The organism is Gordonia sp. NPDC003950 (assembly GCF_053605205.1).
The window spans coordinates 18,714-31,971 of the sequence record NZ_JBSGIT010000027.1 but is presented as its reverse complement, the minus strand read 5'-3'; the positions used below and the strand labels follow the sequence as shown (position 1 = coordinate 31,971).

Genomic DNA, 13,258 nt, shown 5'->3' with positions numbered 1-13,258 from the left:
AGACATGCCGGATCACAAATAAATCTGTGATAGCGGGTCGGAAGTTCACGCAGCCTGTCGTCGGGTCGGATGACACGATCGTTGAACCATCAACTGCAGCTTGCTCAACGAAGGACGAGCAACAAGACATACGCGATGATGGCGACGACAGCTGCGATGATGTATGCCCAGCCGACGACGATAGCGACCTGGGCGAAGGCCTCACCGTACTGACGAGTCCGACGGATCTGGCCGCGTGCACGGTATCCGAGGTACAGCCCGACCGGCGACACACATCCCAGCACCGACAGCACCATCGCCCAGATGGCGAGGGTGTTGGTCCCCGGAGTGGGACCGGATCTCGGTGCTGCCCCCGACTTGGTGGGTCGTGCGGGCGCGCCGGGACGGCGCGTGCTGGTTCCCTGCCCGGACACGGGCGACTCCTTGGACAGTGACGGTGCCGCGGTGGTCTCCGCGGCCTGCCGCGGCTCGGGCGCCCCGGCGATCGGATCGGCGGGGCTCTTCTCGGTGACAGCCGAGTACGCCAGCGCCGGATTCCCGGGATTGCTCGGTGTGGGGTTGTTCTCTGCGAGATTGTTCGGCGCGTCGGTCGCCTTCTGGGTTTCCGACGGCTCGCCGACGGGGACACCCGGCGGGCGCTGCGGGCCGACAACACCGGGCGGAGGGCCGGGCCGACGTGCGCCGGGCGGGATCGGTGCGCCGGGCGGTGGTCGCCGTCCGGGTGGCGGCGGCATCCGTGTGCCCGTACCGGGGCGTGCGCCGGGCGGCGGGCCACCACGCCACCCCGGTCGTGGGCCTTGGCCGGTGGTCGAGGGTCCGTCCGGTCGTGGTCCCTGACCGGTGGTCAACGGCACCCCGGGGCCCGGTCGTGGTCCCGGCCCCGTCGTCGACGGCACCCCCGGTCGTGGTCCCTGACCGGTGGTGGACATCGGCGCCGGACGAGGCCCAGAATCGGTGCCGCCCAACGATTGTGGGGGTCGTGGTCCCTGGCCCGTGGAGGACATCCGATCGGGGCGGGGTGGGACACCGGCATCGGCCACCGGCAACCGTGGGTTCGACGACCCGGGCGCGGTCGGCGGTGCAGGAGTACCGGGCGAAGGAGCACCCGGCGCGGGCCGACCACGCGGAGAGGAAACGTTTTCGGGAGCACTCGGCGGTACCGGACCGGGCGGCGCGCTCGGCCGCGGAACCCGCAGCGAGGGATTGGAGCCGCTCAGCGGCGCGGTGGGCGGGCGTTCCCACGGTGCGGACGCCGCGCCGGTGCCCTCGTCTGGGGTGGTCGCGCCACCGGTACTCGGCCGGGGGATTGATGGTGACGATTCGCTCGACGCCGGGCCGGCACTCGGCGTCCGCGTCGGGGACTGAGTCGGGGTGTCACCGGATCCGGGCACCGACCAGCCGCCGGTGGATCCACCGGAGCCGGATGTCGACGACGTCGACGATCCGCCCGGCGCATCATCGCTCGAGGCGCCATCGGGGCGAGGCTCGCCCGGAGGGCGGCTGTCGTCGGAACTCACCGGTCCAAATTACCCTCAGGACGCCTCGGCCGAACCGTTGGCCGGACCGTCGGTCGAGATATCGGGCGTCTGGGCGCCGGCGTCGGGCGCCACGGAGTCCACGGCGTCGTCACGGGCGAAGTCCTCCACCCGGGGCACGGTTGCCGACACCGGCGGGATCTCGGTGCGACTGCGTCGGAGGAGAATGACCGCGCCGACGGTGGTGGACACCGCGGCCACCGCCGCCCCGACGAGCAACAACACGTACTTCTTCGACATGCCCACAGGGTGCCAGGTGGAAACGTCCGGTGCTAGTCGCCCACCACGTCGTCACGATTTGGTTGGATGGGTGTGTGAGCACATCAACACAGACCGCCATCATTCACACCAATCGCGGCGACATCAAGGTCGACCTGTTCGGCAATCACGCACCCGAGACCGTTGCCAACTTCGTCGGTCTCGCCGAGGGCACCAAGGAGTACAGCGAGCCCAACGCATCGGGCGGCAACTCCGGTCCGTTCTTCGACGGTTCGGTCTTCCACCGGGTCATCGAGGGCTTCATGATCCAGGGCGGCGATCCCACCGGCACCGGTCGCGGTGGACCGGGGTACCGCTTCAAGGACGAATTCCACCCGGAGCTGCAGTTCGACCGCCCCTACCTGCTGGCGATGGCCAACGCCGGACCTGGCACCAACGGATCGCAGTTCTTCATCACCGTCGGCCCCACCCCGCACCTGAACCGTCGGCACACCATCTTCGGTGAGATCACCGATCCCGCGTCGCAGCAGGTGGTCGACGCGATCGCCACCACCTCCACCGACCGCTCCGATCGTCCGCTCGACGCCGTGGTCATCGAGAAGATCGAGGTCGCCTGACCATCCCCACCGCCGGTCCGACGGCGGTCTGTTACCGACATCCCGACCGCCCCACCGCGTTGTCCTGCACGCGGTGCGGGCGGCCGGCCTGTCCGGAGTGCCTGCGACCGGCCGCGGTCGGTGCGCAGTGCGTCGACTGCGTCCGCGATCAGGGAACGCAGCAGGTGACGCGGCCCGGCTTCGGTGACCGCGGGGTGCGGCCCGTCGTCGCCCGCGTCCGCACGGCACGGCGCCCCATCGCCACCTACACCCTGATCGCGATCAACGTCGCGGTGTTCGCCTACACCGTGTACGCGGCGGGTTCCTTCGACGTGCAGATCTCCGCCCCGCTGCTGCACGGCGAACTCGTCCGCGGCAACGTCTTCCTCGGCGAGTACTGGAGACTGCTCACCGCCGGTTTCCTGCACTACAGCCTGATTCACCTCGCGGTGAACATGGTGTCGCTGTACATCCTGGGACGTGACCTCGAAATCGCTTTGGGCATAGGTCGTTTTGTCATGGTGTACATGACGGCACTGTTCGGCGGCAGCGCTGCGGTGATGCTGCTACAGGGCAACGAGACCCGATCGGCGGGCGCCTCCGGCGCGATCTACGGCCTGATGGGCGCGATGCTCGTGGTGGTCCTGCGCCTGCGGATATCGCCGGCGCCGGTGCTGACGATCATCGCGATCAACCTCGTCATGTCGTTCACCATCCCCGGCATCTCGATGGCCGCCCACGTCGGCGGACTGATCTTCGGCGCCGCGTCGACGGCCGCCTTCATCTTCGCCCCGAGGCTGCTGCCGGCGTCGGGTCGATCAGAGTCTGCTGCGAACATCGTCGGCTGGTCGGGCGCCGCCCTGCTGTTGGTCTCCGCGATCGCCATCAGCGTGATCGTCGCCGTGACCTACAGCGGCCCGATCATGGTCTACGTACGCTGAGACGGCCGTTCACACGGCATCAGCGTCGTGAATCCTCCACCGGATAGCCCGCGTCGGCGAGGGCGTCGACGACGTCGAGCAGGTCGGCGCCCAGATCCCAGCGGCTGAACACGATCAGCTTGGGTTCGGAGTCCGCCGGGCCGTAATCGATCTCCAGTTGGCCCGAGCGCCTACCGATCCGCCGCATCGAGAGAATCCGGATCCGCATCACCTCGGCGGGCGTCAGGGTGATCTCCCCACCGATCCGCCGGATCGCCAGCGTCGGCGACGGATCGGTCGTCACCGACAGGCGCGGCCGGATCAGGGCCGCGTAGGCACCGAATCCGAGAAGCATCGCCCCGGCGATCGCCATGATCGTGCGACCCGCCGCATCGGTGGAGACGAGGATCGCACACAGCAGCAGCGCGGCACCGCCGACGAGCAGCGCGGCGACCGCGGGCATGGGCGTCGCCCACGCACGTGTGGAGGAATCGGCAGAGTTATCCACAGGACTTACTCACAGTGGGGATGACTTACACACATGTAATTTACACAGTGTGGATAACGCGAACACCGCTGTGACCAGCACCGATGCGGTCTCTCGGACGCCGGTGTCAGCGCCACCGCATGGTCATCAACAGGCCGGCGACCATCAATGCGAAGCCGATCAGGAAGTTCCACGCACCGAGGTTGGCCATCCAATGCAGGGCCTGGCCCTCGCCGCCGTAGGTGGTGGCGCTCGCCGCGAGGTAGTACACGATCAGCCAGGCCAGCCCGAGCAGCATGAGACCGAGCATGACGCCGACGTAGATGCTGCTAGAGGGACCGACCTTCACCTTGACCGGCGTGCGGCTGGCCGGGTTGATGGTGTAATCGGTCTTCTTCCGGACTTTTGACTTCGGCATGACTTCCTCGCGTTGTACTGGCGACGTGTACGTCGTAGGACATACACGTTTGCCCTCTACGGTATCGCACCAGGTCGGTGCCACGAGACGGGTGAAGGAGGGCGGGTAATCTCACACAGATGACCAGCCCAACACCTGTGTCGTCGTCGACCGGCCGCATCCTCGTCATCGACAACTACGACAGCTTCGTCTACAACCTGGTGCAGTACCTCGGCCAGCTCGGCGTCGAGGCGACAGTGTGGCGTAACGACGACCCCCGGCTCACCGACGACGAGGGCGCCTTCACCGACGATTCACTGCGCGCCGCGGTCGCCGGCTTCGACGGTGTGCTGTTGAGCCCCGGTCCGGGAACCCCGCAGCGAGCCGGTGCGACGATGCCGCTGGTCGGGGTGGCCGCCGACGGCGGGGTCCCGCTGCTCGGGGTGTGTCTGGGCCACCAGGCCATCGGGGCGGCGTTCGGTGGCACCGTCGACCGCGCACCGGAACTGCTGCACGGGAAAACGTCGAAGGTCTTCCACGATCAGGTCGGTGTGCTGCGCGGACTGCCGGATCCGTTCACCGCGACCCGCTATCACTCGCTGACCGTGCTTCCCGAGACCATCCCCGACGACCTCGTCGTCACCGGACGCACGGAGTCGGGCATCGTGATGGGTCTGCAGCATCGCGAGCTGCCGATCCACGGGGTGCAGTTCCATCCCGAGAGCGTGCTCACCCAGGGCGGTCATCGCATGCTGGCCAACTGGCTCACGATCTGCGCCATCACGATCGACGAGTCCGCGGTGCGGGCGCTGGAGGCGGAGATGGCCGAGGCGATCGGGCCCACGCTCAGCGCGCACTTCGGCTGACGAACGCCGGGATCACCGGATCAGCCGGGCAGCAGACTCGCGCGTCCCACCACGACGGAGACCGAACCGTTCTTGAGGAGCTTGGCCCCGTTCCCCGGACTCTGCGAGAGCACCTTGCCGTCGTCGGGACTGCCCAGCGCCACATTGCGCGTCGTCTGGGTCAGGGTCCCGTTCCACCCGGCCCGTTGCAGCGTGGATCGGGCCTGATCGACGGTCTGTCCCGACAGGTTGGGCACGACGATCATGTTGCCGCGCGAGATGGTCAGCTGCACCGTGGAACCCTGCTCGACGGTCGTCCCGCTGGTGGGTGAGGCGTTGACCACCTGGCCCTGCGGCAGATCCGAATCGCCTTCCACGATGACGACCTCGAGTCCGAGCTGCTCCAGTTCGGAGCGGGCGGCCGACTCGAACTGGCCGACCAGGCTGGGAACGGTCACCTCCTTCGGGCCGGTGCTGACACGCACGACCAGCGGATCCCGGATCGGCGCGTCGGTGCCGATCGCCGGGTTGGTGTCGACGACCCGCCCCTCGGCGATGGTCCGCGAATCCACCTTGTCCACCCGGACGTTGGTGAAACCGTCGTCCTTGAGCATCGCGACGGCCTCGGCCTCGGTCTTGTTGCGCACGTCGGGAACCCGCTGGCGTTGCCGTCCGCTGGAGATGAACAGCTGAACCGTCGACCCTTCCGCGGTCGGCACGTTCGCGCCGGGCACCGAGCGGGTGGCGCTGCCGGCGTCCACGGTCTCACTCGATTCGTCGACCTGGTTCACCGTGAACCCGGCCCGCTCCAGGGCGGTACGCGCATCGGCCGCCGACAGGCCCGACACCGCAGGCACGGCCACCTTCTGCGCGGCGCTGTCCGACGCCCACGGCGCCCACCACAGCAGCAGCCCGAGTAGGACAACCGCCACCATCGCCACCGAACCGCCGATGAGCCACGGGGAGCGACGCCGCAACGGCGGATCGTCGGCGCTGTGCTTGCCCGCGACCGGGACGCGACCCGAATCGGCGCGCAGGGCCCGCCGAGGTCCCGAGTCGAGCAGGGAGTTGCGGTCGTCCTCGCTCATCAGCAGCGGCGCCGACGGCTTCCCGCCGGCGAGCACCTTGATCAGGTCCGAACGCAGTTCCGCCGCCGACTGGTAGCGGTTGTCCTTGTTCTTGCTCATCGCCTTCATGACGATGGAGTCGAGCTCCGGCGGGATCTCCGGGCGCACCTCCGACGGCCACCGCGGGTCCTCATGGACATGCTGGTGGGCGACGGCGACGGGGGAGTCACCGGTGAACGGCGGCTCGCCGGTGAGCAGCTCGAACAGCACACAGCCCATCGAGTAGATGTCGCTGCGCGGATCCACCTTGATGCCGCGGGCCTGTTCGGGGGAGAGGTACTGCGCGGTGCCCATCACCGCGCTCGTCTGCGTCATCGTCGAGGTGGAGTCGTTGATGGCGCGGGCGATGCCGAAGTCCATGACCTTGACCGCCCCGGACGAGTCGATCATCACGTTCGCCGGCTTCATGTCCCGGTGCACGATGCCGTTGCGATGCGAGAAGTCCATCGCCGCGGCCACATCGGCCATCCACGTCATCGCCTGCCGCGGGGCCACCGGACCGTTGCGGCGCAACACATCCCGCAGGGTCTCACCGTCGACGTACTCCATCACGATGAACGGCAGCGGACCGTCCTCGGTCTCCGCCTCACCGGTGTCGAAGACCTGCACGATGGTCGGGTGATTGAGCTTCGCGGCGTTCTGCGCCTCTCGGCGGAACCGCAGATAGAACGATGGGTCGCGGGCCAGATCGGCGCGCAACACCTTGATCGCGACATCCCGGTTGAGCAGCAGGTCGCGGGCGTAGTGCACCTCGGACATGCCACCGAAACCGAGCGTCTCGCCCAGTTCGTAGCGGTCGGAGAGGTGATGTGGGGTGCTCATCATGCGCTCAGAAGCAGATCGGCGGACAGAACGGGCCGGTTCCGGTCGCCGCCCCCGTGTCGGTCGTCGTCGGCGTCTCGGGCGTCTGGGTGGGCGGGGTCGTGGTGTCCTCGGTGGTGGTGGTCTCTTCGGTGGTGGTGGTCCGCGTGGGACGACGGGTGGTGGTCTCCTCTGTCGTCTCGTCGGTGGTCTGCGTGGTCCGCTCGGTGGTGGTCTCGGTGACCGTCGTCGACGACGGCAGCGGCGTGCTGGGTGTGTCGTCGTTGGCGCTGGCGAAGTAGTAGCCGATCAGCGCGATCGCACCGACAAGCAACGCCGCGGCCACCCCGGCGAGCACCTTCTGACCGGTGGTCCATCCACTGTCGGAGGTCGAGGAGGCTGCGGTCCGCGGCGGCTGGGTGGGTGTGGCCGCAGCCGTGGCGCTGCCGCTCATCGCGCGGGTGGACGGACGCGCCGCGGCCGCTGCCCCGGCACCGAGTGCGGCCCCTGCAGCTGCCGCGCCGGCGGCACCCGCGGCACCCGGCCGTGGCGGACGATGACCGGCCCGCACCGCGGCCACCGCGTCGGCGAAGGCGCCGCCGTTGGGGTAACGCTGCTTCGGATCCTTCGACATCGTGATGTCGATGAGCTCACGGACGTTGGCCGGAATCGTCTCCGGCAGCGGCGGCGGGGTTTCCCGGATGTGCTTCATCGCCACCGTGATGGCGCCGTCACCGAGGAACGGTCGACGACCCACCAGGGCCTCGTAGCCGACGACGCCCAGCGAGTACACATCCGACGCCGCGGTCGCGTCGTCGCCGGTGGCCTGTTCCGGGGAGATGTACTGCGCGGTGCCCATCACCATGCCGGTCTGCGTCACCGGTGCGGCGTCGACGGCCTTGGCGATACCGAAGTCGGTGATCTTCACCTGACCGGTCGGGGTGATGAGGATGTTGCCGGGCTTGACGTCGCGGTGCACCAGGCCTTGACCGTGCGCGGCCTGCAGCGCACGGCCGGTCTGCTCGAGCATGTCGAGGGTGTTGGTCACCGACAGCCGGCCCATCCGTGAGATCACGGCGTTGAGCGGCTCACCGTCGACGAGCTCCATCACCAGATACGCCAGGGTGCCGCCACCACGATCGGCGGTCTCGCCGTAGTCGAAGACGTTCGCGATGCCCGGATTGTTCAGCTTGGCGGTGGTCTGCGCCTCGGTGCGGAACCGCGCGGCGAACTCGGGATCGTCGGAGTACTCCGCCTTGAGCACCTTGACCGCGACCCGGCGATTGAGCCGGGTGTCGAGCGCTTCCCAGACCTGTCCCATACCGCCGGTGGCGATGAGACGCATCAGCCGATAGCGGTCGGCGATGATGGAGCCGTTCTGCAACGTCATCGTCCACCTCCTACATACGCATTGATCACCGCTCGGCCGATGGGTCCGGCGACAGTATTACCGACCGAACTCACACCGAACTTCCCATTTTCCACCACGACGGCCACTGCGATCTTCGCGTCGTTGGACGGTCCGAAGGCGATATACCACGAATACGGCGTCGAGGTCGACGCGTCCCCGTGCTCGGCGGTGCCGGTCTTCGAGGCGATCTGCACGGGGCTGCTCGTCCCCGAGGAATTCTCCACCCCGACCATCATCGAGGTCAGGCTGGCCGCCTGCTCGGGGGTGATCGGTGAGTTGATGTTGGTCGGTGGGGTCGTGTACAGCGTGCGCAGGTCGGCCGACTGCAGCTTGTCCACCAGGTATGGCTGCATACGTACGCCCGCATTGGCCACCGTCGCGGCCACCATCGCGTTCTGCACCGCCGACACCACCACGTCCTTCTGCCCGATCGACGACAGCGCCAAGGCGGCACGATCGGCGATCTCGCCGGTCGACGACTGCGCCACCGGCATCGGGATGTTCGGTCCGGACTGGTTGAAGCCGTAGAGGTACGCGGTCTGCTTGAGTTTGGCCGTCGCGTCGTCCATCTTGTTGAGCACCAGATCGGCGAACGCGGTGTTGCAGGAGTACTTCACGGCGTCGGCCAGGCTGACGGTGCCACTACCGCCCGGGCAGGTCTCATCCCCGTAGTTGGGCAGCGATGCGGTGGAGTCGGGAAGCTGGAAGGTGGACGCCGCGGTCAGCTGCGTGTTGGCGTCGCGTCCGTCACGAAGCGCCGCCGATGTCGTCACGATCTTGAATGTCGACCCGGGTGGGTAGATCTCGTCGGTCGCCCGGTTCTGCAGTCGTTTGTCGGGTCCGGTGTCGACCGCCCAGGCGGCCTCGCGAGTGGCCTGGTCGTGGCTGGACAGCAGATTCGGGTCGTAGCTGGGGGTGGAGACCATCGCCAGGATCTTGCCGGTGCTCGGTTCGAGCGCGACGACCGCGCCGCGGCACGGGCCGTCGCAGGTGGCGCCGCTGTTCATCTGGTCGTAGGCGACCTGTTGCAGTCGTGGGTCGACGGTCGTGACGACGTTGCCGCCTCGCGGGTCACGCCCGGAGAACATGTCGGTGAATCGCTGGCCGAAGAGCCGATCGTCGTTGCCGGTCAGGATCGAGTTCTCGTACTGCTCGAGTCCCGCCGAGCCGTACTGGATCGAGTAGTAGCCGGTGATCGGCGCGAAGGCCCGCGGGTTCAGCGGATAGCGTCGCAGGTACTTGTAGCGGCTGTCGGTGGCCTGCGACATGGCGATGACCTGCCCGCCGGCGATGATCGCACCGCGCTGCCGGGAGTACTCGTCGAGTAGCACACGGTCGTTGCGGGTGTCGTTGCGCAGCGAGTCGGCCTTGATGACCTGCACGTAGGTGGCATTCGCCAGCAGGATGACGATGAGCACGACGACGGCCATCGACACCCGGCGGATCGGTGTGTTCACGCCTTCTTCACCGCCCGCGTCGGCAGGGAGTCCACCGATTTCGGCGAGGGGCGCCGTTTGGTGGGATCGGGTTCGCGGGCCGCGTTGGAGACGCGGATGAGCAGGGCGACGAGGACGTAGTTGGCCAGCAACGACGAACCACCATAGGACAGGAACGGTGTGGTCAGACCCGTCAGCGGGATCAGCTTGGTGACGCCGCCGACCACAACGAAGACCTGAACGGCGATGGTGAACGAGAGCCCGGTGGCCAGCAGTTTGCCGAAGCTGTCGCGCACGGCGACGCCGGTGCGCAGGCCGCGCATGACGAAGATCAGGTACAGCATCAGGATCGCGGCCAGACCGAACAGGCCGAGTTCTTCACCGATGGTGGAGATGATGAAGTCGGTGTTGGCGAACGGCACGGCGTTGGGCCGCCCCGATCCGAGTCCGGTGCCGAACAGTCCGCCGGTGGCCAGACCGAACAGGCTCTGACCGATCTGGTAGCCGGTGTCGTAGAAGTCGGCGAACGGATCGCGCCAGACCGCCACGCGTACCTGCAGGTGACTGAACAGGTTGTAGGCGACGATCGCCCCGACGGCAAACAGGCCCAGGCCCAGCACCAGCCAGCTGACCCGTTCGGTGGCGACGTACACCATCGTCAGGACCGTGGTGAAGATCAGCAGTGAGGTACCCAGGTCCGATTCGAACGCCAGGACCGCGATCGCCAGTGCCCACGCCACCAGCAGGGGCCCGAGGTCGCGGGCCCGCGGGAAGTCGGTGCCCAGGAAGTGCTTCCCCGCGGTGGTGAACAGATCCCGCTTGGACACCAGGAACGCCGCGGCGAAGATGATGATCAGGATCTTGGAGAACTCGCCGGGCTGAATGTTGAAGAACGGGGTGCGAATCCAGATCTTGGACCCGTTGATCTCCGACAGCGACGACGGCAGGATCGCCGGGATCGCGAGGAAGATCAGGCCACCGAGGCCGAGGGTGTAGGCGTATCGCGAGAGCGTCCGGTGATCGCGGATGAGGATCAGGATGGCCGCGAACGCGATCATCCCCAGGAACGCCCACAGCAACTGCTGGTCGGCATTGTTGGTGCGGGTGGTCGGATTGATCGACTCACCGGTGTTGCCGGAGCCGAGGTCGAGCCGGTGGATCAGCACCAGACCGAGCCCGTTGAGGACCGCGACGATCGGCAGGAACACCGGATCGGCGTAGGGCGCATAGCGCCGGATCACGAAGTGCCCCGCACCGAACAGCGCCACGTACGCGGCGACGTACTTGGCGATATCCCAGGTCAGTGACTCGCCCTGGGCGCTCTGGACGATGAGCAGCGCCACCGTCACCAACCCGATGGCACACAGGAGCAACACCAGTTCGGCGGTGCGTCCGGACTGCTCGGGCTGGCTGGCAGGCGCATGCGTCGAGGCCGCGGTCTGGGTCATTCGCCAACCTGGCGGCAGTACGGTGGCTCGTTCGGCGTCGTGCTCGGCGGGGCGGAGGTCGCCGGTGACGATTCGCTCGGTGACGATGCGTTCGGTGGGGACGCTTCGGGTGTGGTCGTCGCGGGTGCGGGTGTCGGAACGGCCGTCGCCGGCGCGAACGTCGCCTGCTGCGGGGTGGTGGTCGTCGGAGCACTGGTCTCCGGCGCACCCGGCGTGGCGGGTGCCGGCGTCGATTTGTCCTCGACCGGTGGGGCCGGCGGGCACGGATCCTTGAGTTCCAGTTCGGACGTCCTGGCCGGGATGTCGTCGAGCGAGATGCCGGAGATCCCGTGATCACGCACGGTGCCCTGCGGCGCCGGTTGCAGGTCGCTGATCTTCAGTTCGGTGCACTGGTCAGTGCTGTCGGCGGGAATGAACGTGATCTCCGCGTCCTTCGACGCCGGATCGACGATGCAGCCCTTCTGCGAGAGATTCTGCACCGTGTAGAACAGCACGGAATCCGGCGAGCCCTGGAACACCACGACGTTGCCGTCCTGTTCGCCGACGTAGTACGTGCGATGCAGGTACGAGCGGACGAAGAAGAAGCCGGCGAGCAGTGCCGCCACGACGAGAAGTGCGACGGCACCGGCAATCCAGCGTCCCTTGTGGCCGCGACGAGCGGCCGGTTCCTCGTCGGGCAGGATCGTCGGCTGCTGCGGCGCCGCGAGGCGCGGGCGCAGGGCCGCGGCCCGGCCGGCAGCGGTCTTGGGATCGGGGGTATAGGCGTCCGCGCCGTGCCCGGCGGCGCCGCCGACGATGGGTCGCGAGTCGCCGTAGTCGGTGTCGACGATGTCGGCGAGGACGACGGTGACGTTGTCGGGTCCGCCGCCGCGCAGCGCCAACTCGATGAGGCGGTCGGCGCATTCGCGGTAGTCGGTGATCGAACCGAGGGTCTCGGCGAGGGTTTCCTCGCTGACCACATCGGACAAGCCGTCGCTGCACAGCAGGTAGCGGTCACCGGCGCGGGCCTCCCGGACGGTCAGGGTCGGTTCGACCTCGGCGCCGGTCAGTGCCCGCATGATCAGCGAGCGCTGCGGATGGGTGTGTGCCTGCTCCGGGGTGATGCGCCCCTCGTCGACGAGGGTCTGCACGAACGTGTCGTCGCGGGTGATCTGCGTCAGTTCCCCGTCGCGGTAGAGGTAGCCGCGCGAGTCGCCGATGTGGCAGAGGCCAATTCGGTTGCCTGCGAACAGGATTGCGGTGAGCGTGGTGCCCATGCCGTCGAGTTCGGGTTTCTCCTCGACCTGCGCGGCGATGGCGTGGTTACCGACTTGGGTGGCGTGATTGAGCGCGCCGAGCAGATCGCTGCTCGCGTCGTCGTCGTCGAGTGACCGCAGCGCCTCGATGACGAGTCGGCTGGCCACCTCGCCCGCGGCGTGGCCGCCCATACCATCGGCGAGGGCGAGCAGGCGCGGCCCCGCGTACGCGGAGTCCTCGTTGTTGGCTCGGACCAAACCCTGGTCGCTGCGCGCGATATAGCGCAATACGAGTGTCACGGGCGGAGCTCGATCACGGTTTTGCCGATGCGGATCGGCGTGGACAACGGCACCTTCACCGCCGTGGTCACCTTGGACCGGTCCAGGTAGGTGCCGTTGGTGGAGCCCAGGTCTTCGACATACCAGTCATCCCCCCGACGGGACAGGCGTGCGTGGCGTTCTGAGGCGTAATCGTCGGTGAGGACGAGGGTGGAGTCGTCGGCGCGACCCAGCAGCACCGGTTGGGCGCCCAACGTAATGCGGGTGTTGGCGAGGTTGCCCTGCGTCACCACCAGATACTTCGCCGCCCCGCGGGTCGTCGGCTTGCCCCTGTTCTTGTCACCGCTCGAACGGAACCGGGGCATCCGCGAACCGGAGGCGGTCGCGACGTCGGCACGCACGGTACGGATCACGGCGTAGACGAACAGCCAGAGCAGAATCAAGAACCCCAGCCGGGTCAGTTGCAGCACCAACCCCTGCATGTCGTCATCCACCTCCGTGCGTTCGTCGTCACTTGTGCGT

At 67.8% G+C, this 13,258-nt stretch carries 13 protein-coding genes; 3 read left to right on the top strand and 10 right to left on the bottom strand.

Annotated elements, in window-relative coordinates; all coding sequences use genetic code 11:
• Positions 1-104: 104 nt before the first annotated feature.
• Complete coding sequence (locus tag ACWETB_RS20380) at positions 105-734, bottom strand: DUF4190 domain-containing protein (protein WP_452213252.1); 630 nt, start codon at positions 732-734, stop codon at positions 105-107.
• A gap of 798 nt (positions 735-1,532) precedes the next feature.
• Positions 1,533-1,775, bottom strand: coding sequence for a hypothetical protein (locus tag ACWETB_RS20375; protein ID WP_452213250.1), 243 nt, complete (start codon positions 1,773-1,775; stop codon positions 1,533-1,535).
• 74 nt (positions 1,776-1,849) lie between these two features.
• On the opposite strand from ACWETB_RS20375, the gene ACWETB_RS20370 reads away from it, so the two are divergent.
• Together ACWETB_RS20370 and ACWETB_RS20365 are read left to right on the top strand one after the other, a co-directional pair.
• Positions 1,850-2,371 carry a peptidylprolyl isomerase gene (locus ACWETB_RS20370; RefSeq protein WP_348805410.1) on the top strand — a complete coding sequence of 174 codons (522 nt, stop codon included), beginning with the start codon at positions 1,850-1,852 and terminating at the stop codon, positions 2,369-2,371.
• Positions 2,368-3,291 (top strand): rhomboid family intramembrane serine protease, encoded by a 924-nt coding sequence (locus ACWETB_RS20365; RefSeq protein ID WP_449743476.1) that lies wholly within the window; start codon positions 2,368-2,370, stop codon positions 3,289-3,291. The genes ACWETB_RS20370 and ACWETB_RS20365 overlap by 4 nt, the downstream gene beginning before the upstream one ends.
• 19 nt (positions 3,292-3,310) lie before the next feature.
• On the opposite strand, the gene ACWETB_RS20360 is transcribed toward ACWETB_RS20365, so the two are convergent.
• The gene (locus ACWETB_RS20360) at positions 3,311-3,778 is read right to left on the bottom strand and encodes a PH domain-containing protein (RefSeq protein ID WP_449743347.1); all 468 of its coding nucleotides are present in this window, start codon (positions 3,776-3,778) and stop codon (positions 3,311-3,313) included.
• A gap of 106 nt (positions 3,779-3,884) precedes the next feature.
• A complete protein-coding gene (gene crgA / locus ACWETB_RS20355; RefSeq protein WP_348805407.1) occupies positions 3,885-4,175 on the bottom strand; it encodes a cell division protein CrgA in 291 nt (96 codons plus the stop codon).
• 119 nt (positions 4,176-4,294) lie between these two features.
• On the opposite strand from crgA, the gene ACWETB_RS20350 reads away from it, so the two are divergent.
• On the top strand, positions 4,295-5,020 hold the full coding sequence (locus tag ACWETB_RS20350; protein ID WP_452213247.1) for an aminodeoxychorismate/anthranilate synthase component II: 726 nt from the start codon (positions 4,295-4,297) through the stop codon (positions 5,018-5,020).
• A gap of 20 nt (positions 5,021-5,040) precedes the next feature.
• Here the strand turns inward: ACWETB_RS20350 and pknB are convergent, their stop codons facing one another.
• From pknB to ACWETB_RS20320, 6 genes are read right to left on the bottom strand one after another with little or no spacing between them, the layout of a single operon-like run.
• Entirely contained in the window at positions 5,041-6,951 is a 1,911-nt protein-coding gene (pknB, locus tag ACWETB_RS20345; RefSeq protein ID WP_452213245.1) for a Stk1 family PASTA domain-containing Ser/Thr kinase, read from the bottom strand.
• 4 nt (positions 6,952-6,955) lie between these two features.
• Positions 6,956-8,317 (bottom strand): protein kinase domain-containing protein, encoded by a 1,362-nt coding sequence (locus ACWETB_RS20340; RefSeq protein ID WP_452213243.1) that lies wholly within the window; start codon positions 8,315-8,317, stop codon positions 6,956-6,958.
• A complete protein-coding gene (locus ACWETB_RS20335) occupies positions 8,314-9,795 on the bottom strand; it encodes a peptidoglycan D,D-transpeptidase FtsI family protein (RefSeq protein WP_449743343.1) in 1,482 nt (493 codons plus the stop codon). Before ACWETB_RS20335 ends, ACWETB_RS20340 begins: the two co-directional genes overlap by 4 nt.
• Positions 9,792-11,222, bottom strand: coding sequence for an FtsW/RodA/SpoVE family cell cycle protein (locus ACWETB_RS20330; protein ID WP_449743342.1), 1,431 nt, complete (start codon positions 11,220-11,222; stop codon positions 9,792-9,794). The genes ACWETB_RS20335 and ACWETB_RS20330 overlap by 4 nt, the downstream gene beginning before the upstream one ends.
• Positions 11,219-12,757, bottom strand: coding sequence for a PP2C family protein-serine/threonine phosphatase (locus ACWETB_RS20325; protein ID WP_452213240.1), 1,539 nt, complete (start codon positions 12,755-12,757; stop codon positions 11,219-11,221). The genes ACWETB_RS20330 and ACWETB_RS20325 overlap by 4 nt, the downstream gene beginning before the upstream one ends.
• Positions 12,754-13,218 (bottom strand): FHA domain-containing protein FhaB/FipA, encoded by a 465-nt coding sequence (locus tag ACWETB_RS20320; RefSeq protein ID WP_449743340.1) that lies wholly within the window; start codon positions 13,216-13,218, stop codon positions 12,754-12,756. Before ACWETB_RS20320 ends, ACWETB_RS20325 begins: the two co-directional genes overlap by 4 nt.
• Between the last annotated feature and the right edge of the window lie 40 nt (positions 13,219-13,258).

Excerpts from the sequence above, each read along its gene's own strand:
- ACWETB_RS20340 (WP_452213243.1), bottom strand. The coding sequence starts at position 8,317 with ATGACGTTGCAGAACGGCTCCATCATCGCCGACCGCTATCGGCTGATG.
- ACWETB_RS20320 (WP_449743340.1), bottom strand. The coding sequence starts at position 13,218 with ATGCAGGGGTTGGTGCTGCAACTGACCCGGCTGGGGTTCTTGATTCTG.
- ACWETB_RS20375 (WP_452213250.1), bottom strand. The coding sequence starts at position 1,775 with ATGTCGAAGAAGTACGTGTTGTTGCTCGTCGGGGCGGCGGTGGCCGCG.
- crgA (WP_348805407.1), bottom strand. The coding sequence starts at position 4,175 with ATGCCGAAGTCAAAAGTCCGGAAGAAGACCGATTACACCATCAACCCG.
- pknB (WP_452213245.1), bottom strand. The coding sequence starts at position 6,951 with ATGATGAGCACCCCACATCACCTCTCCGACCGCTACGAACTGGGCGAG.
- ACWETB_RS20330 (WP_449743342.1), bottom strand. The coding sequence starts at position 11,222 with ATGACCCAGACCGCGGCCTCGACGCATGCGCCTGCCAGCCAGCCCGAG.
- ACWETB_RS20350 (WP_452213247.1), top strand. The coding sequence starts at position 4,295 with ATGACCAGCCCAACACCTGTGTCGTCGTCGACCGGCCGCATCCTCGTC.
- ACWETB_RS20380 (WP_452213252.1), bottom strand. The coding sequence starts at position 734 with ATGCCGCCGCCACCCGGACGGCGACCACCGCCCGGCGCACCGATCCCG.